Annotated in this window: 12 protein-coding genes; 6 read left to right on the top strand and 6 right to left on the bottom strand. The window is 72.0% G+C overall.

The window, feature by feature from the left end; all coding sequences use genetic code 11:
* Positions 1–41 precede the first annotated feature (41 nt).
* Entirely contained in the window at positions 42–1,811 is a 1,770-nt protein-coding gene (locus EOD42_RS24620) for a glucan ABC transporter ATP-binding protein/ permease (RefSeq protein WP_127790261.1), read from the top strand.
* Between the two features lie 266 nt (positions 1,812–2,077).
* Here EOD42_RS24620 and EOD42_RS24615 read toward each other — a convergent pair whose 3' ends face one another.
* Together EOD42_RS24615 and EOD42_RS24610 are read right to left on the bottom strand one after the other, a co-directional pair.
* Entirely contained in the window at positions 2,078–3,445 is a 1,368-nt protein-coding gene (locus EOD42_RS24615) for an amidohydrolase family protein (RefSeq protein ID WP_127790260.1), read from the bottom strand.
* A 51-nt stretch (positions 3,446–3,496) separates the two neighbouring features.
* Entirely contained in the window at positions 3,497–4,894 is a 1,398-nt protein-coding gene (locus EOD42_RS24610; RefSeq protein WP_127790259.1) for a malonyl-CoA decarboxylase, read from the bottom strand.
* Between the two features lie 119 nt (positions 4,895–5,013).
* Here EOD42_RS24610 and EOD42_RS24605 point away from each other — a divergent pair, with 119 nt between their 5' ends.
* The 3 genes from EOD42_RS24605 to parA are packed head-to-tail and all read left to right on the top strand — an operon-like array spanning position 5,014 to position 7,315.
* Positions 5,014–6,312 carry a sulfite oxidase gene (locus tag EOD42_RS24605; RefSeq protein ID WP_127790258.1) on the top strand — a complete coding sequence of 433 codons (1,299 nt, stop codon included), beginning with the start codon at positions 5,014–5,016 and terminating at the stop codon, positions 6,310–6,312.
* A gap of 23 nt (positions 6,313–6,335) precedes the next feature.
* Positions 6,336–6,638, top strand: coding sequence for a hypothetical protein (locus tag EOD42_RS24600; protein WP_127790257.1), 303 nt, complete (start codon positions 6,336–6,338; stop codon positions 6,636–6,638).
* Between the two features lie 47 nt (positions 6,639–6,685).
* Complete coding sequence (parA, locus tag EOD42_RS24595) at positions 6,686–7,315, top strand: ParA family partition ATPase (RefSeq protein ID WP_127790256.1); 630 nt, start codon at positions 6,686–6,688, stop codon at positions 7,313–7,315.
* Between the two features lie 7 nt (positions 7,316–7,322).
* Here parA and EOD42_RS24590 read toward each other — a convergent pair whose 3' ends face one another.
* Complete coding sequence (locus tag EOD42_RS24590; protein WP_164868115.1) at positions 7,323–8,060, bottom strand: S1 family peptidase; 738 nt, start codon at positions 8,058–8,060, stop codon at positions 7,323–7,325.
* A gap of 136 nt (positions 8,061–8,196) precedes the next feature.
* Between EOD42_RS24590 and EOD42_RS24585 the strand changes: the two genes are divergently transcribed.
* Both EOD42_RS24585 and EOD42_RS24580 read left to right on the top strand, forming a co-directional pair.
* Positions 8,197–8,931, top strand: a complete 735-nt coding sequence (locus EOD42_RS24585; protein ID WP_127790254.1) for an ImuA family protein — start codon at positions 8,197–8,199, stop codon at positions 8,929–8,931.
* Positions 8,928–10,223 carry a DNA polymerase Y subunit UmuC family protein gene (locus tag EOD42_RS24580; protein ID WP_127790253.1) on the top strand — a complete coding sequence of 432 codons (1,296 nt, stop codon included), beginning with the start codon at positions 8,928–8,930 and terminating at the stop codon, positions 10,221–10,223. Before EOD42_RS24585 ends, EOD42_RS24580 begins: the two co-directional genes overlap by 4 nt.
* Before the next feature lies 1 nt (position 10,224).
* On the opposite strand, the gene EOD42_RS24575 is transcribed toward EOD42_RS24580, so the two are convergent.
* From EOD42_RS24575 to EOD42_RS24565, 3 genes are read right to left on the bottom strand one after another with little or no spacing between them, the layout of a single operon-like run.
* Complete coding sequence (locus tag EOD42_RS24575) at positions 10,225–13,938, bottom strand: translocation/assembly module TamB domain-containing protein (protein ID WP_127790252.1); 3,714 nt, start codon at positions 13,936–13,938, stop codon at positions 10,225–10,227.
* Positions 13,938–15,719: an autotransporter assembly complex protein TamA gene (locus tag EOD42_RS24570; protein ID WP_127790251.1), complete on the bottom strand. Its 1,782-nt coding sequence runs from the start codon at positions 15,717–15,719 to the stop codon at positions 13,938–13,940. Before EOD42_RS24570 ends, EOD42_RS24575 begins: the two co-directional genes overlap by 1 nt.
* On the bottom strand, positions 15,716–18,127 hold the full coding sequence (locus EOD42_RS24565; RefSeq protein WP_127790250.1) for a PAS domain-containing protein: 2,412 nt from the start codon (positions 18,125–18,127) through the stop codon (positions 15,716–15,718). Before EOD42_RS24565 ends, EOD42_RS24570 begins: the two co-directional genes overlap by 4 nt.
* Between the last annotated feature and the right edge of the window lie 26 nt (positions 18,128–18,153).

Genomic DNA, 18,153 nt, shown 5'->3' with positions numbered 1-18,153 from the left:
CCTCAGGCGTTTCATTCCGAGACATCCGGCACGGAGGCAGAATGCAATTCATCAGGCTCTATGGCCGTGTGTTGGGGTTGCTGGCGGCGGACCGCTGGGTTGCCTGGGGGCTCGCGCTCTCGGCACTGGCGCTGGCCGGCCTGCAATTCCTGGAACCCGTGCTGTTCGGGCGGGTGGTGGACCTCCTCTCACGCTCCAGCAGCCTGGGTGAGCAGGCGCTTTGGGCAGAGGCCGCGACGCTTCTGCTGGTCTGGGGTTCCGTGGGGCTGGCCGGCATCGGCGCGAATGTGGCCGTCAGCCTGCTGGCGGACCGCATGGCGCACCGCAACCGGCTGCGGATGATGAACCGCTACTTCAGCCACGTCCTGTCGCTGCCGCTCGCCTTCCATGGCGACGTGCAGTCGGGGCGGTTGATGAAGGTGATGCTCGTCGGCTCCGACAACCTGTTCGGCATGTGGCTGTCCTTCTTCCGGGAGCACCTGATCACCTTCATCAGCGCGCTGGTGCTGCTGCCGCTGACGCTGGTGCTGAACTGGCGGCTGGGGCTGATCCTGATCGTGCTGGTGGTGGTGTTCACCCTCGTCACCGCCTTCGTCATCCGCAAGACGCAGGCCGCCCAGATGCAGGTGGAACGCTTCCACACGCGGCTGGCGGGCAATGCGCAGGATGCGCTGTCCAACGTGATGGTGGTGCAGAGCTTCACCCGGCTGCGCAGCGAGGCCAAGCAGTTCTCCGACATCATGCGCCAGGTGCTGGACCACCAGTTCCCGGTGCTGAACTGGTGGGCGGTGGTCAGCGTGATGACGCGCGCCTGCTCCACCCTGACCGTCATCGGCATCTTCGTGCTGGGCACCGTGCTGCATGTGCGCGGCCAGGCGACGGTCGGTGACATCGTCAGCTTCATGGGCTTCGCCACGCTGCTCATCTCCCGCATGGAGGGGGCGGTCGCCTTCATCTCGCACCTGCTGTTCCAGGCGCCGGCGCTGGAGGAATTCTTCCAGGTGATCGACACCCGCAGCACGGTCCCCGAGAAGCCCGACGCGCTGGACCTGCCGCGTTCCACCGGCCATGTGCGCTTCGACCATGTGGGCTTCGCCTATCCGGGCGGGTCGCGCATCCTGGCCGACATCGACTTCGACGCGCCCCCGGGCAGCACCATCGCGCTGGTCGGCCAGACCGGCGCCGGCAAATCCACCGCCATGTCCCTGCTGCAGCGCCTGTGGGACCCGGTGGAGGGTGCGGTCACGCTCGACGGCCACGACCTCCGGGACATCACCCTGGAAAGCCTGCGCCGCAACATCGGCGTGGTGTTCCAGGAAAGCATGCTGTTCAACCGCACCATCCGGGAAAACCTGCTGGTCGGCCGGCCGGAGGCGAGCCAGGAGGAAATCGAGCGCGCCTGCCGCCTGGCCGAGGCGCACGACTTCATCACCCGCCAGCCCCAGGGCTATGACACCATGGTGGGTGAGCGCGGCGCCTCGCTTTCCGGCGGTCAGCGCCAGCGCCTGGCCATCGCCCGCGCCCTGCTGAAGGACCCGCCGGTGCTGATCCTGGATGAGGCCACCAGCGCCCTCGACGCCGCGACAGAAGCGCGCGTACAGGTCGCACTGCGCAACCTGATGGAAGGCCGCACCACCTTCATCATCGCCCACCGCCTGTCCACGGTGCGCGAGGCCAACACCATCATGGTGTTCGAGAACGGCAAGGTGATGGAACGCGGCACCTTCGAGGAACTGGTCGCGGCCGACGGCCGCTTCGCGGCCCTGGTCAAGACCCAGCTGATGGGCGCCCAGGTGCCGGTGGCGGGGTAGGGCGCGCTCCGGGGGCCTTGCCCCCGATCCCCCAGCCAGGGGCTTTGCCCCCGGCACCCCCACCAAAGGCCGAAAGGCCTTTGGAAACCGGGAGCTGAAAGTGTGGGGAAGGGGCGCCGAGCGCGCTCCGGTCCCATGCGCGTTCTGAGCCCCTTCCCCACACTTTCAGATAACTCATGGGTTCCAAGGGTCGTTACGACCCTTGGCGGGTGTCCAGAGGGCGGAGCCCTTTGGTGGGGTCCGGGGCAAAGCCCCGGGGATCTCCCTTACCCCGCAAATGCCGCCTGTGCTTCCGGCAGGGCCCAGATCTTTTCCACGGCGGCGGCGCCGGCGCGGGTCAGGGCGGCTTCGTCGAAGCCTGGCAGGTTGCCGTTTTCCAGGATCATGCGGCCGTCGACCATCACCAGGTCGATGTTGGCGCGGTTGGCCAGCCACACCAGGGCGCGGCGCGGGTCGTGCATGGGTTGCAGGTGGGGGTGGGTCATGTCGACGGCGGTGATGTCGGCGAGCGCGCCGGGGACCAGACGGCCGAGGTCGGGGCGGTGGATGGCGTCGGCGGCGTGGCGGGTGATGGCGTCGATCAGTTCGGGCGCGGTGGCGACGGTGGCGCTGTGTTCCGTCACCTTGCTGATGATGGCGGCGGCGTTGATCTCGCCCAGCAGGTCCATGTTGTAGCCGTCGGTGCCGACCAGGGTGCGGATGCCGGCGCCGGCGAAGCGCGCGAAGCTGGCCGTGGTGCCGGAGCGCGCGAAGACGCGCGGGCAGTTCAGCACGACGGTGCCGCGCTCTGCCATCAGGGCCAGGTCGCTGTCGCTGCTGGAGACGGCATGCGCGGCCAGCAGCCCGGGCAGGATGCCGAGCCGGTCGAGGTATTCGGCGGGCGAGCAGCCATGGCGCGCCTGGATCGTCGCGACCTCGGAGGGGCTTTGGGCCAGATGGGTGGTGAAGGGCACGTTCAGCTCGCGGGCGCGGGCATGGGCGGCGCGCAGAAGTTCGGGGCCGCAGGTGTCGGTGGCGTGCGGGCTCATGGCCAGGCGGATGCGGTCGTTGCCGGCGCCTTCCCACTTCGCGTGCAGGGCGTTCCATTCGGCGAAGGCGCTCTCGCTGCTGTCGGCCATGCCGTAGTCCACGCTGCCGTCCGGGCGCGCCTTGGCGTCGACCGAGAAGATATAGGGCGCGCCGTAGAAGCGCAGGCCCATCTCCAGCGCGGCGTCGAACATCTCGGCCATGCCGGCGCGGAAGGGTTCCATGACCGTGGTGGCGCCGCCCTTCAGCAGCTGCAGCACGCCGAGGCGGGCCACGGCCATGCGCTCCTCGGCGCTCAGCAGTTCCGCGCCCCGCTTCGAGAGCGGCATGAGCACCGTATAGACGATGGACTGGTTGTTCTTGCGGCCGTTGCCGTCCTCGGTGTGGCTGCGGGCCACGGCCTCGCTGAAGCAGTGGTTGTGCAGGTTCATCAGCCCGGGCAGCAGGAAGCGGCCGGGGGCCTCGTAATGCGTGTCGGCGGCGGGGCGGCCGGGCTGAATGGCCGCGATGCGGTTGCCCTCGACCAGCACCCACTGGTCGCGCAGGACATGCTGCACGCCGTCGCGCTCGGTCAGGACATGGGAACCGAAAAGGGCGATGCGGGACATGGCGGGCTCCGGGACTGAGTGCCCCGGTATGGCCCGCCATGCGGCGCGTGACTATGCCTTCAGCAGCTTCTTCACCGGCGTGCTGGCGGCGCGCTTGCCCTCGCCGGCATAGGCCTCGTGCTGGTCCTCGATCTTCGCCAGATCGTACAGGTAGTTGACCATCAGCCCCGCGCTCTCGGCGAAGCCCTTGGGCGAGGTATCGGCCAGCCAGTTGATGCGTTCCACCCGCGCGCCGTTCGACAGGTGGAAATGCCCCACCGGGTCGCGCGCGCGCTTGGGGTTGCGGCCGGCCTCATTCACTAGGTAGCGGGCGCAGAGGCGCGTCAGCACCGGCTCCAGCACCGCGACCATGGCGGCATCGCGCGGCCAACTCTTGCGCTTCAGCAGCGTGCAGAGCGCGGTGGTGGGGTGCACGTCCTCGGCGGCCTCAGCCGCCTGGCGGATGGCCAGCGCCTCGGCTTCGGTCAGCAGGGCGTCGTCGGCTTCCTTCTCGCGCTCGGCCAGCCAGCGGGTGAAGCCGGGGATGGGCGAGAGGGTGGCGAAGTTCTTCAGCGAGCGCAGTTCGCCGCCCAGCACCTCGACCACGCGCTTGATCAGGAAGTTGCCGAAGGCGATGCCGTCCAGGCCGCGCTGGCAGTTGTTGATGGAGTAGAAGATGGCCGTGTCGGCCTCCTTCGGGTCCAGCACGGGGGCCTTTTCGTCCAGCAGCTTCTGCACGCTGCCCGACAGGCCCTGCACCAGCGCGACCTCGACGAAGATCAGCGGCTCACTGGGCATGCGCGGGTGGAAATAGGCGTAGCAGCGGCGGTCGCTGTCCAGGCGGTTCTTCAGGTCGCGCCAGGTGCGGATGCGGTGCACGGCCTCATAGGCGACCAGCTTTTCCAGCAGGGCGGCGGGGCTGTTCCAGTCGATGCGGCGCAGTTCCAGGAAGCCCAGGTCGAACCAGGAGACGAACAGGTTGCGCAGGTCGGCCTCCAGGGCCGAGAGCAGGGCATCGCCGTTCTTCAGGCCGAGCAGTTCCGCCCGCATGTCCACCAGCAGCTTCACGCCGTCGGGGATGGCGGCCAGCTGGTGCAGCAGCTTGAGGCGGGGCGGCTCCAGCGCCTGGCGCAGGCCGACCTTGGCGGCGGCGCGGCCTTCGGCGTCGGTCGCCTTGGCCAGGGCCTCAACCGCGCGGGTCACTCGTTCCACGTCGGAATCGAACCCGGCCAGGGTGCGCAGGAAGTGGCGGCGGCCTGGAATGTCGGCTTCCAGATAGGTGTGGGCGAGGGAGGCGGCGCGGGCCCGGGCGGAAACCTCACCACCGCGGGCATCCAGGCAGGCCTGCATGCGCTGGGTCAGATCGGTTTCTGGTTCGCCCTGTCCGGGGGAGACGCGCTCCCTCCAGAGGGCCGTGACGCGCTTCAGGGCGCGATCGATGAGGCTTTCGCCAGAGAGGACTTCCGACATGGCACCATGCTAGCACGAAATATGGGGAAACAAAGCGCGAGATGAGCTTCTCGCTTTCGCATGCCAGCATGTGGGGCATCGCTGCAGCAAGAAAAGACAGCGCGTTACGGAGGAATTGCATGCGCCCGATCACCCGCAGCCTGCAGGAACTGCAGGAAGACCCCGTGCGCCTGGACGCGCTGGCCTGGAACCGGCGCGGCGCGCTGAAGGGCGCGGCTCTGGCGGCCATGGGCACGGCGTTGGGGGCGGCCATTCCCTTCGGTCGCCACATGCCGGCGGGGCTGCTGCCGGCGGCGCTGGCCCAGGGGGCGGGCGCGCCACCCGTGCTGCGCATGGACGGCAAAGCGCCGCTGCTGATCCTGGGCGAACGCCCGCTGGTGGCCGAAACGCCGGAGAACCTGCTGGATGAGCCCGTCACCAGCGCCGCGAACTTCTTCATCCGCATGAACGGCCAGCTGCCCGACCCGGTCGCCGATGCCGATGGCTGGGTGCTGACCATCGATGGCGAGGTGAACACGCCCCTGCGCCTGACGGTGGGTGAGCTGCGCTCCCGCTTTCCGAACGTGACGATGCAGCTGCAGATGGAGTGCGGCGGCAATGGCCGCAGCCAGTTCTCGCCTGCCACGCGCGGCAACCAGTGGGGCAACGGCGCCATCAGCAACGCGGCCTGGACTGGCGTGCGGCTGAAGGACGTGCTGGCTGCGGCCGGGCTCAAGCCCTCGGCGCGCTTTACCGGGCATTTCGGCGCGGACCCGCATCTGTCGGGCGCCACCGACCGTGACGCCATCAGCCGCGGCATGCGCATCGAGAAGGCGATGGATGAGGACACGCTGCTGTGCTTCGCGATGAACGGCGCGCCCATCCCGAACGTGCATGGCGCGCCGCTGCGGATGGTGGTCCCGGGCTGGCCCGGCAGCCTCAGCCAGAAATGGCTGAAGCGCATCACCCTGCTGGCACAGCCCCATACGGGGGCGGGCATGGGCGGCACCAGCTATCGCACGCCGGTGCGCCCCATCATCCCCGGCAGCAACGACAACGGCGCCTCCTTCGCGGATATGGAGAGCATGCCCGTGCGCTCCATCCTCAGCAGCCACGCCAACGGGACACGGCTGCCGGCGGGCAGCCGGGCCATGGCGCTGCGCGGCGCCGCCTGGGCGGGTGACGACACGGTGCGGACGCAGCATGTCAGCGTGGATTTCGGCGCCACCTGGCAGGAAATGACGCTTGCCGCCCCCGCCAACCGCCATGCCTGGCAGCGCTGGCAGGGCAATGTCGCGCTGCCGTCTGACGGGTATTTCGAGATCTGGTACCGCGCCACCGACAGCAAGGGCCGCATGCAGCCGCACGCGGCCCCCAACTGGAACCCGCAGGGCTATGGCGCCAATGCCATCGGCCGCATCGCGGTGCTGGTGGGTTGATGCGGCGGCTGATGCTCGCGGCGGTGCTTGTCGCAGCCCCCGCTTTCGCCCAGACGCCCGACGGGCAGGAGGAGATCTCCGTCCTGCCCGAGGGGCCGGGACAGGAGGAAGTGTTCTACGGCTGCTCCGCCTGCCACAACACGGCGGTGATCCGCCGCTCCCGCCTCAGCCGCGAGCAATGGGACGGGCTGATGGACTGGATGGTGGAGAAGCACGGCATGACGCCGCTGGAGCCCGCCGACCGCCAGGTGATCGTGGATTACCTGGCCCGGCATTTCGGCCCGTCGCAGCAAAGGCCCGGCTGGCGCAACCCGTTCCTCAACTGATGCGCCCGATCGTGTAAGCTGGCCGCGAATCGCGCGGAGCAACGGTCATGGCCTTCATCATCGCGGTGGCGCAGCAGAAGGGCGGCGCGGGGAAATCCACGGTCGCCGCCAATCTGGCCGCCGCCCTGGCCGCGACGCGGCGCGTGGCCCTGCTGGATACCGACCCGCAGGCCACGCTGTCCCGCTGGGCGGCGCTGCGTGCCGAGAACCCGGCGGCCAGCCCGCTGGGCTTCGAGGCCGTCTCCGGCTGGCGGGTGCCGGCCGCTATCGACAAGCTCTCCCGCGATCATGACGTGGTGGTGCTGGACACCGCCCCCCATGCCGAGACCGACAGCAAGGTGGCGATCCGCGCCGCCAGCCTGGTGGTGGTGCCCATGCAGCCCGCGGGGCCGGACCTGTGGGCCAGCGAGGCGACGCTGAAGCTGGCCGAGGGCGAGAAGCGCCCGGCCCTGGTGCTGCTGAACCGCGTGCCGGCACAGGGCAAGCTGAAGGAGCAGATCGCGGCCGAGCTGGCGGGGCGCAAGCTGGCCACGCTGGGCCCGGGCTGGGGCAACCGCACGGGCTTCGCCACGGCCTTCATGGCGGGTCTGGGCGTGACGGAGGCCGCCCCGCGCAGCAGCGCGGCCGATGAAGTGGCGCAGACCGTGGCCGCGTTGACCAGCCTGATGAAGAAATAGGGCAGCCTTACCGCGCGGCCATCCGGGCGCCGGTGGCCGACAGGCGCCGTGCCTCGGCCAGCGCCTCCTGGATCGACAGCACGAAGACTTCGCGCTCGTCGCCCGCGAGCCCTTCCAGATCCATGCCGGTCAGGGCGCCCAGCGTGGTCCGGGCAGCGTCGGACATGGCGGTGGTCAGGCCCAGCACCCGGCCATCCCGCCCCACCACCGGCCCGCCGGAGAAGCCCCGAAGCGCCCCCAGCCGCGCGGTGAAGCCCGGCCCCAGATGCCGCAGGCGCAGTTGCGCGCGTTCCACCTCCCCCACGGCCAGGGCGCGCCCCAGCCCCTGCGGCCCCACCGCCCAGACGGCGGCGCCCGTGCGGGGCGCGCCGCCGGCATCGGCGGGGCGCGCCTCGGGCGGCAGGCTCAGCACGGCCAGGTCCATCCGGGCCGAGGTCGCGAGGATCCGGGCGGGGCCCAGTTCCTGCCCGTCGGCGCCATGGGCGGTCATGTCTGTGCCGCCCTGCCGCACGACATGGGCGTTGGTGAGGGCGAGGACCGCGCCTGTCGCCGGGTCCCGCACCACGACGGCCGCGCCCACCGTCGCGCCATGGGCGCGCAGGCTCAACAGGCTGTCGCGCGCCACATGCTCGGCGGGGGTGCCCCGCGCCTGGTCTGCCGGCATCCCGGCGCAGGCCTGCAGGAACAGGGCCATGAGCAGCCCGGATACCGGCTGGAACCATCGGGTCAGGGGATTTCGCGGCATGCCCGATACTGTCTCCATGGCTGAAATTCTCAGTGAAATCAGAATGATATTCTGATGAAGGCAGGAGGGCGGCCACGGCCACGCCTGCGCGACGGGCTTGACTCCTAGCGGCAAAAACAGAACATATTATGAACAAATGTCCTCTGACCTCGCCCCCCCGACAGAGATGCAGACCGACCGCGCCGCCCTGCTGGCCGGGCTGAAGGCGCGGCTGGCGCGAACCGAGCTGGCCTCGGGCCGCCCGCGCCTGTCCCTGTGCCCCGAGATCGACGAGGCCCTGCCCGAGGGCGGCCTGCCCACCGCCTGCCTGCATGAGATCCTGGCCGCCGAGCCGGGCGCCGCCACCGCCTTCGCCACCCTGTTGCTGGCCCGCGCCCAGGCCGTCAGTGAGACAGGCAGCGTGCTCTGGATCAGCCATGAGCCGGATGCCTGCCCGCAGGGGCTGGCGCGGATGGGGCTGGCGCCGCGGCACCTGGTGCTGGTGCGCGCGCCCCGCGCGCAGGATGCCCTCTGGGCCACCGAGGAAGCCGCCCGCTGCCCCGCCGTGGCCGCCACGCTGCTGCATGCCCCCAGCCGCGAGGGTCCGGACATGACCGCGCTGCGCCGCCTGCAGCTGGCGGCCGAGACCGGCGGCGGCATCACCCTGCTGCTGGGTGCCGACACCGACACGCCCCCGCCATCCCCCGCCCGCAGCCGCTGGCGGGTGCGCGCCACCGCCGAGGGCGCGGGCCACGGCGCCCCCGCCTGGGAGCTGGAATTGCTGATGCAGCGCGGTGGCCGTCCCAACCGCTGGCACTGCAGCTGGAACCCCGCGCAGGACCGGCTGACGGTGCTGGAATCCACCCCCGCGCCGCGCCGGCGCCGGGGATGAGGGATCTCTTTGCCGCACCTGTCGTCACGGCGCGCCATCTGGTGCTGCTGGTGCCCGATGCCGCGCGCTGGGCCCCTTGGGCGCGCCGCTTCTCGCCGCTGGTGGGCGTGGTGGCCGAGGACGCGCTGGCCATGGAGGTGACGGGCGTCACCCATCTCTCGGGCGGGGAGGAGAGTTTCCTGGCCGAGGTGAAGCAGGGGTTTTCCCGCGCGGGGCAGGAGGTTCCGGCCCTGCTCGGCGGCGCCTGGCCCGCCCTGCTGGCCCTGCTGCGCGGCGGGTGGCGGGACCGGGTGCTGAACCCCGAGCAACAGGCCGCCGCCTGGCCCACCCTGCACCCGCGCACCCTGCCGCTGCCGAAGCGCGACATCGTCACCCTGCATCGCGTCGGGCTGCGCCAGCTGGGCCAGATCCGCCAGCAGCACCGCGCCGTCGTCACCTATCGCATGCTGGACGGGCTGCTGAAGGTGCTGGACCAGGTGGCGGGCGATGCCCCGGCCCCCATCACCCCGGTGCGGGAGCCGCCCACCCGCTCGGTGTCGGAGAACTACACCGCGCCCCTCATCACCCGCCCCGCGCTGGATGCGGCGCTGGACCGGCTGCTGGGCAAGCTGTGCGCGCATCTGGCCGAGGCCGGGCTCGGCGCGCGGCGCATGGTCCTGACCGGCTGGCGGATGGCCGGCAGCTGGCAGGAGGTGGCGGCCGGCAGCGGCCAGGCCTCATCCCAGCCGGCGAAATGGGCCATGCTGTTCCGCGAGCCCCTGGGCCGGCTGCGGCCGGAGCTGGGCTTCGAGCGCTTCACCCTGGCGACCGGGCATGTGGACGAGATGCGCGCCAGCCAGCCCGGGCTGGACGCCAGCACCCCGCCGGAGGTGCTGGGCAGGCTGCTGGACCGCCTGGCCCAGCGGGTGGAGCTGTGGCGCCTGCAACCGCGCCAGAGCTTCTGGCCCGAGCGCAGCACCCGCCGCATCCCCGCGCATGAGGCGGTGGCGGAGGAATGGCTGACCCCCGTGCCGCGCCCCGTGCGCATGCTGCGCAGGCCGCGGGAGCTGCGCGTGCTGCCCGATGAGGAAGGCGTGCTGGCGACGCTGGAACTGGATGGGCGCACCCATCGCATCCTGCATGCCTGGGGGCCCGAACGGCTGCTGCCGGAATGGTGGGACAACCCGAAGCAGGCCCGCCCGCGTGACTATTACGCCTTGCAGCTGGCCGAGGGGCCCCGGTGGTGGGTGTGCCGCACGGGCGCCGAGGGCGATGCGGACCCGCGCTGGTATCTGCACGGGCTGATGGGGTGAATCAGTACTCCATCTCCCAGCTCAGCCCCAGCCTGTCGCCGGCCGGGCCGGTCTGGGTCTCGCCCTCCAGCCGCAGCCGGGGCGCGATCTCCCACTGCACGCCCACGCCCGGCGTACCCCCGGACGTGCCCTGCCGCACCCCCACATATACGCCCGGCGCGACATAGCGCCCGGCCTCCACCGTGGCCCCGGTCGCGCCGTTGCCGGCCACGCCCAGCCGGTCGAGCCCCGCCGCGCTGCGCAGCTGGTCCAGCACGCCGCCGCCCGGCGGCGTGAGGCCCGCCAGCTGCGCCACGGCCGAAGCCAGGCTCGCCGCCTCGAAGGGCGACAGCCGCGTCACCTCCCGGTCGAACAGCAGCCGGGCCAGCGCCTCGTCCTGCGGCAGGTCGGGAACGGCGCCCACCTTGATCTCGGGCGAGGTGGGGCTGCCCTTGATGGTCAGGGTGATGGTGTGGCTGCGGCTGGTGGCCGTGGCCAGGAAGTCCAGCGTGGGCAGGAAGCTGTTGCCGTCCAGCGTGGCCACGCCCCGCGTGAAGGTCAGGTTGCGGCCGGCCAGGTCGAAGGTGCCGCGCCGCATGCGGAACTCGCCCAGCGGCTGCGGGTTGGCCACGGTGCCGGTGATGCGGATGTCCCCGCCCAGCTCCGCCTCCATGCCGCGGCCGCGGAAGAAGACGGCGCGCGGCGCCGAGAGCGTGACATCGAGCGCGAGCGGCAGCGGCGGGCGCGGTGGCGGGCCGGGGCGGGGCGGGGGCACCACGACGGGGCGGGGGCGGCCCGGGGGCGTCTGCCCCACCTCCCGCACCACGCCCAGGCTGGCGGCGGTGCCGCCGGTCTGCTCGGGGATGCGCAGCTCCGCCCGGCGGATGGTGATGTCGCCCGCCAGACGCCCGCCATCCATGACGGGTCCGCTCGCGGTCAGGTTCGCGTCGAAGGTCGCATCGGCGAAGCCGCCGCGCACCGGGCGCAGCCTGTCGGCGGTCACGCGCAGCTCCACCGGGATGCCGGCGCCCAGCGGCTCGATCCAGCCCGAGAGGTTGGCGCGCCCCCCTGCGTCGCTGCGCAGGGAAAGCCCGGGAATGACCAGCCTTTCGCCCTGTGCATCGATCCGCCCGGCCAGGCCCGAAAGCCGCACCCCGGTGACGGGGTTGCTGTAGGCGCCGTTGGCCAGGGTGACGCCGCCCGACAGGCGTGGCGCGGTGGCGGTGCCTGAGACGCCGAGGTCGATCTGCGCCTGGCCCGTGAAGCGGTCCGCCCCCCCGGCCAGGAAGGGGCGCGCCGCCTGGCCCAGATCCAGCGGGCCGGTGATGCGGGCCTCGATCGGGAATTGCGGGCCGAGGCCGCGCGGCTGGCTGAGCGTGGCCGAGAGCCGCGCCATGGTGCCCGCCGTGATGCGCATGTCGGCCTGGATGGAGGTGGCCGTGGCCTCGGCATTCAGCACCAGCTCGGCCGCCGGCAGGGCGGAGGCCGGCGCCTGCATGGCGCGCAGCCCGGTGCCGCGCATCGCGATGGAGGCGCGCGGGGCAGCGGCATTGCCCGTCACCCGCACCCGGCCCGTCACGCTGCCCTGGGCCATGCCGGCCGAGAAGGGCGCGAGCGGCACGGCATTGGCATCCACATCGAGGGCCAGCGCCGCCTGGCTGGCCGTGCCCTGGATGTTCAGCGTGCCGCCGCGACGGCTGGCGAAGCGGGCGGGGGCGATGGTCAGCTTGCCGGTCTGATCGGCGGTCAGGCGCGTGGGGGCGGTCAGGCGCAGGCTGTCCTCGGCATAGCCGAGGTCGAGGCGGCTCAACGCCAGCTCCGCCGTCTCATCCGCCCGCAGCCGGCCGGCGAGCGCCACGGTGGCGCCCACGCCGCGCGCGTCCAGCGTGATGTCCAGCGCCTCCAGATTGCCGCGCGCGGTCAGGGTGGCGTCGCCCCGCGCGGCGGCGGTGCCGGCGCCGGTCGCCTGCAGGCGCAGGTCCAGCCCCTGGGCGGCGGAGCCGGTGGCGCCCGGAATGGCGCGGGCCTGGGCCGAGAACTCCAGCCGCCCCGCGAGCCCGAGCCCCGTCACCGACAGGTCCTGCGCGCGGAGCGCCACATTGCCGGTGAAGGGGCCGCGGGGCAGGGCGCCCGATCCCTCGCCCTCAAGCTCCAGCCCCTTCCAGCTGCCGGAAAGGCCGGACAGGCGGATCGCCTCGCCCTCCTGCGCGACTTCCAGCCTGAGGTTCAGCGGCGCGCCGTCCAGCCCGCCGCGTGCCGCCACCCGCGCCCCGCCGGCCAGCGAGGCATCGGCATCGAGGGTGAAATCGGTCAGGCGATGGCCGTTGCTGGCGAAATTCGCGGTGGTGACGCGCGCCTGGATGCGCGGCCCGGCATAGGGGCCGGTGATGCTGCCCTCGGCGGCCAGCTTGCCCTCGCCGCCCGGCGGGTCGCGCATCTCCGCGGTGAAGGCCAGGTCCAGCGGTTCCGCCACGATACCCGACAGCGTGGCATCCACCTTGGCCGTGGCCAGGCGGACGGAAACGCGGCGGTCCGGCATCACCGCCTCGACATCCAGCACGGCGCGGTCGCCGATCAGCGTATCGGCCTCGGCGGTGCCGGTGCGCGGCATCTCTGCGGTGACGGTGGCGGCCAGGCGCGGGGCCTCCGGCGTGCCGGTCACCCGGCCCTCGGCCGACACCCGTGTCCAGGTGACGCCGGCGGGCAGCCAGGGGGCGAAGGGCTCGGGCGCCAGGGGCGAGAGGCGCCAGCGCAGGTCCAGCGCATTGGCGGCGGTCAGCGTGCCCTCTGCCTCGGCCCGGGCGTCGGGGGTGACGACGACCAGCTTCTCCACCGCCATGGCGCCGTCGGCGGCGCGGCGGGCCGCGAGGTCCAGGTCGATGCGCGGCACCAGCGGCGCGAATTCGGGGGGCGCCAGCGGGCCGGGCACGACCTGCCCCGCCAGCGTCACGCGCATGCCGTCGCCATCCTGCGCCACATCGCCGGAAAGCCGGGCGCCAGCGGTGCCCAGCGTGCCGTCCAGCCCCCAGCGCGCGCCCTGCCACGGGCCTTGCAGCGTCAGGTTCAGGTCGAGCGGCGCGTCGTTCAGCGCCAGCATGCCCGCGACGATGCCGCCCGGCGGTTCCTGGGCCGCGACGCGGGCATCGAGCCCCGCATCGTCGATGCGGGCATTGATCGACAGGCTGCCCGGCGCATCCAGCCGCCTGGCGTCCAGCGCGGTATCCAGCCGCCCCTGCGCCAGCCCGGCACGCCCGGCGAGCGACAGCGCCGCCTCGCGACCGGCCAGCGCCTCGCCCAGTTCGATGCGCGGGATGGAAATCCGATCGAGCTGCACCGCCACCGGCAGGGTCGGCACGATACCGCCGGAGGAGGAACTGGTGTCGGTGGAGGCCGTTTCGCCGGAGGCCGGCAGCCGCGCGACGCGCAGCAGGTCCGCCGAGAGCAGGCGCACATGCAGCTGCTTGTCCAGCAGCGCGCGCCACTGCCAGTCCAGGCGCAGGTTTTCGATGCGCAGCCATTCGCCGGCATCGTCGCTCATCGCGACCTCACGCACCGTGATGCCGCCCAGGATGCTGCCCTCGGCGCCCGACAGGCGCAGGCCGGGCACGAAGCCCGGCGCGTATTTCTCGGCCAGGTGCAGGCCGGTGGGGGTGGCCAGCAGCACGGCCGCCCCGCCGCCCACGGCGCCCAGCAGGATCAGGGGCGGCAAGCCGAGCCAGAGCAGCTTCCGGCGCATCAGAAGGAATGCCCCAGGCCGAGATAGACCCCGAAGCCGGAACTGCCCTGCTGGCGGATCAGCGGCATGGCCACATCGGCGCGCACCGGCCCGATGGCGGTGTAGTAGCGCACGCCCACGCCCGCACCCACGCGGATCTCGTCGGTCGGCGCGAAGGAACGGTCGCCCACCGCACCCGCATCCACGAAGACCACGGCGCCGAAGCTGTCCAGGAAACGCTGGCGGAACTCGATCGAGGCCTCCAGCAGGCTGGCGCCGCCGGCGGGCTTGTTCAGCGCGTCGCGCGGGCCGATCGACTGGTAGCTGTAGCCGCGCACGGACCCGCCGCCGCCGGCATAGAAGCGCTGGTTGAACGGCACGTCGCCCGGCCGCGCGTTCAGCAGCGAACCGAGCGCCGCGCGCATCGCGAGAATGCTGCGCCCGTTGCCCGACAGGTCGATGTAGGTCGAGGCGGAGGCCCGGAGCTGCAGATAGGGCGTGGCCTGCACGAAGGCGTAGCTGGGCGTCAGCCGGCCATCCAGGCGCCAGCCCCGGCGCGGGTCCAGCGCGCTGTCCGTGCTGTCGTAGCGGGCCTGCATCTGGAAGCCCGCGATCTGATAGCCGACCATTCGCAGGCCCGAGGGGCCGGTGCGGCCGATATCGGCCACGGGGCCCGCATTCACCGTCCAGCGATCGGTCAGGCGGCGCTCATACAACACGCTGAGCGTCACGGCGTCGCGGTCGTAGCTGTCCAGGCGTTCGCGCAGGAAGGACAGGTTGGTCAGCAGGCTGCCGTCGTACCCCAGCGGCAGCGGGTTGCGGTAGGTGAAGGACAGCCGGCCGTTGGTGCGGTCGAACTCGTTGCCGAGGCGCGAGACCTCCGCCTCCACCCGGAAGTTCTCCGCGCCCCCGAACAGGTTCCGGTGCTCCCACGCGCCGCGCACCGAGGCGCCGTAATTGGTCTCATACGCGACGGAGGCCGAGAGGGCGCGGAAGGGGCGTTCCTGCACGCGCACCGTCACGGGCAGCCGGCCCTCGGCGTCCAGCGCCTCGCCTTCCTCGATCCGGGCGGAGCCGAAGGGGCCGAGCGCCATCACGTCCGCCCGCGCGCCCACCGTGCGCGCCGGGGAATACAGCCGGCCCGCCAGCCGGGCATCGGCCACGCGGCGCACCACCTCGGGGTCTACCCGCACCGTGCCGTCGACCACGGCGGGGGCGAAATTGGCGGTGGCGCCCGGCGTGGAGACGAAGGCCACGTCCATCGCCCGCGCGTCGTGGTCCACCGTCACCTGGCGCTCCAGCCGGGCGAGGGGGCGGCCCGCGGCGCGCATGGCGGTCAGCGCCGTGGCCTGGGCGGCGAGAACCACCTCGGCCCGCGCGGGTCCGCCGGGTTCGAGCGGGACGGGCGGGCCGCCGCGCGTCTCGACATGGCGCAGGGTGTAGCGCGGGCCGGTCTCGACGCGGATCTCGATCTTGAGCGGCTGTTCGGCGCCGTTCTGCGGCTGGCCTTCGGGCACCACCTGAACCTGGGCGGCATAGAAGCCCTCGGCATCCAGCAGCGGGCGCAGGCGCGTGGGCTCGGCGTCCATGCGGGAACGCACGCCGTCGGCATCGGTGGGGGCGCGGGTCTGCTGGCTGATTAGCAGGGACTGGGCGGCCAGCAGCCGGTCCAGGTTCGAATCGCCCGTCGGCCTAACCACGGCCTCATAGGGGGCGATGGGGCCGGCGGCCTCTTCCTCCTGCGCCATGACCGCGCAGGGTACGACAGCAATGATGGCGGCGACCGGGAGGACCCCCCTCATGCCGCCTGCGCCATCAGGGCGCGTGGCCCGATATGCAGCACGCAGAGCAGGCCGTCGCGCTGCCAGTGCCGCTCGATATGGCCGTCCAGCGGCAGGCCGGCATTGGCGTCGATCAGCTCCGTGCCGAAGCCGCTGCTGGGCGGCGGGCCCATGACGGGCGGGCCGCCATGTTCCTTCCAGTACAGGGCCAGGCCCTCGCCCTCATGTTCCCAGCGCAGTTCCACCCAGCCGTCCGGCTCGGAGAGCGCGCCGTATTTCAGCGCGTTGGTCGCCAGCTCATGCAAGACCAGGGCCAGGGGCTGCGCGGTGGCGGCTGAGAGCCTGACATGCGGGCCGCTGGCCTTCAGGCGCTCGTCATGGGCGGAGAGCTCCTCCTCCACCACCTCGGCCAGCGGGGCGCCGGCCCAATGTTCACGCGAGAGCAACGTGTGCACACGCGCGAGCGCGGCGATGCGGCTTTCCAGCACTTCCACCAGCTGGTCGCTGTCGTACTTCGCCTCGGCGGCGGAAACGCGCACCAGGCCGCGCACCACGGCCAGCACGTTGCGCGCGCGGTGGTCGACCTCGCGCGCCAGCAGGTGCTGCGCCTCCTCGGCCAGCTTGCGGGCGGTGATGTCGAGCATGGAGAGGGAAACCCCGGCCCCGCCCTGCAACGGATGGAAGGAACACAGCCACACCCGGCGGTCATTCGCCTGGTCGGTCGCCTCGATCTCGACGCTCTCCTCGGCGCGGCCGCTTTCGAGCGCCAGCCGCAGATGCGGCACGAGGCGGGAGGCGAGGGCAGGGCTGCTCATCTGCTCCACCCGGCGGCCCAGATGGTCCTCCGGCGCGGCGCCGTTCACCTCGGACAGCGCCTGGTTGACGGCCAGGTACTCCAGGCGCGGGTTCAGCAGGCACATGCCGACGGAGGCGTTGCGATAGGTGACTTCCAGGCGCTCGGCCTGTTCCGCGGCCTCATCCTGGGCCGCGCGCAGGTCGTGATAGTCGAGCGCGACGCCCACCCAGGCCAGCAGCGTGCCGTCGGAGTCGCGGATGGGCGCGCCACGGCAGACGAACCAGCGCCAGCTCTCGTCGCTGGCGCGGCGCACCCGCAGCTCGACATTGAATTCCGGGGCCAGGCCGCGCCCGGCCTCAACCAGGGCTTCCTGCCAGGCGCGCATGGTGGGCAGGCGGTCATCGGGATGGACGGCGCGCAGCCAGCCGCGGCCCAGCCCATCCTGCGGGCGCTGGCCGGTCAGGCGGTGCCAGAACTCATTGAGGCCGTCGACCTGGCCCTGGGCATCGGCCGTGAACACCACCTGGGGGCTGACCTCGAGCAGCGCGCGCATGCGCACGGCGCCGCGCAGCCGGTCCTGCTCCGCCTTCTCGACCTCGGCCGCCATCGCATCGAAGGCGGCGGCCAGGCGCTCGAATTCGCGCCCGCCGCCGATCCGGCCGATGCGCTGGCTCCATTCGCGGCGCGACCAGGAATGGGCCGCCGCCAGCAGCCGGTTGACCGGGCGCTCCACGCCCAGATGGAAGATGGCCGCGGCCAGAACCAGCGTGAGCAGCAGCGAACCCACGACCAGCACCGCCGTGCGGCGTTCCCGCGCGATCTCGGATTCGATGACCACGTTGGTGGACATGCCGAGAACGATGGCCAGCCCGCGCGGGGGGGCGACGATGGGGATGTAGGCGCCGATGCGCGACGCGCCGTCGACCTGGTAGCTCTCGATGAGGCCGGCGCGCTCTGCCGTGATGTAGGGCATCAGGTCGGCCTGGAGCTGCTGGCCCACGTAACGATCCGGCTCTGATGAGCGGGCGATGATGACGCCGTTCTGGTCGATGATCGCGGCCGCGCTGCCGGCCGAGAGCGGGATGTTGCGCAGATCCTCGATGAGCCATTCCAGCGAGAGCGCCACCACGACCACGCCGCCGATCGTGCCGTCATCCAGGCGCAGCGGCGCGGCGAGGTGCAGGGAACGCTGCCCGGTGTTCCGGCCGATGGCGTATTCGCCCACCGTGAAGGCGCCGGTTCGCATCACTTCCTGGAAGTATGGCCGGTTGGCGACCGAGAAGGCCCGCACTTCCGGCTGCGCGGAGCAGAGCGTGTTGCCCTGCGCGTCGAACAGCGTGGCGGTGTGATAGCGCGGATAGCTGCGGACCAGCCGGACCAGGAAGGCATTGCATGCCGGGCTTGGCTGCAGGTCCCGCAGGGCATCATGGGCCGCCATCGCGGCCAGGATCTGCTGGGCGCCCTCGATGTTGCGTATCTGCTGTTCCGCGATGAGGCGGACGAGGCGCATCGCTTCCTCGCCGACCTGCACGCGGCGTTCGATCCGCATGTCCTGTTCCAGGAATCCCTGAACGAGCGCGGCTGGGATCAGCGCGATCAGAACACCGAACAGGGCACGCAGCGCGATGGGCAAGATGAGTGATCCGGACCGTGCAGTGT

This window comes from Rhodovarius crocodyli, assembly GCF_004005855.1.
Classification (GTDB): domain Bacteria; phylum Pseudomonadota; class Alphaproteobacteria; order Acetobacterales; family Acetobacteraceae; genus Rhodovarius; species Rhodovarius crocodyli.
Note: the sequence above shows the minus strand (reverse complement) of the source record. Positions and strands in the feature narration are given on the sequence as shown.

Excerpts from the sequence above, each read along its gene's own strand:
- EOD42_RS24620 (WP_127790261.1), top strand. The coding sequence starts at position 42 with ATGCAATTCATCAGGCTCTATGGCCGTGTGTTGGGGTTGCTGGCGGCG.
- EOD42_RS24615 (WP_127790260.1), bottom strand. The coding sequence starts at position 3,445 with ATGTCCCGCATCGCCCTTTTCGGTTCCCATGTCCTGACCGAGCGCGAC.
- EOD42_RS24610 (WP_127790259.1), bottom strand. The coding sequence starts at position 4,894 with ATGTCGGAAGTCCTCTCTGGCGAAAGCCTCATCGATCGCGCCCTGAAG.
- EOD42_RS24605 (WP_127790258.1), top strand. The coding sequence starts at position 5,014 with ATGCGCCCGATCACCCGCAGCCTGCAGGAACTGCAGGAAGACCCCGTG.
- parA (WP_127790256.1), top strand. The coding sequence starts at position 6,686 with ATGGCCTTCATCATCGCGGTGGCGCAGCAGAAGGGCGGCGCGGGGAAA.
- EOD42_RS24590 (WP_164868115.1), bottom strand. The coding sequence starts at position 8,060 with ATGCCGCGAAATCCCCTGACCCGATGGTTCCAGCCGGTATCCGGGCTG.
- EOD42_RS24585 (WP_127790254.1), top strand. The coding sequence starts at position 8,197 with ATGTCCTCTGACCTCGCCCCCCCGACAGAGATGCAGACCGACCGCGCC.
- EOD42_RS24580 (WP_127790253.1), top strand. The coding sequence starts at position 8,928 with ATGAGGGATCTCTTTGCCGCACCTGTCGTCACGGCGCGCCATCTGGTG.
- EOD42_RS24575 (WP_127790252.1), bottom strand. The coding sequence starts at position 13,938 with ATGCGCCGGAAGCTGCTCTGGCTCGGCTTGCCGCCCCTGATCCTGCTG.
- EOD42_RS24570 (WP_127790251.1), bottom strand. The coding sequence starts at position 15,719 with ATGAGGGGGGTCCTCCCGGTCGCCGCCATCATTGCTGTCGTACCCTGC.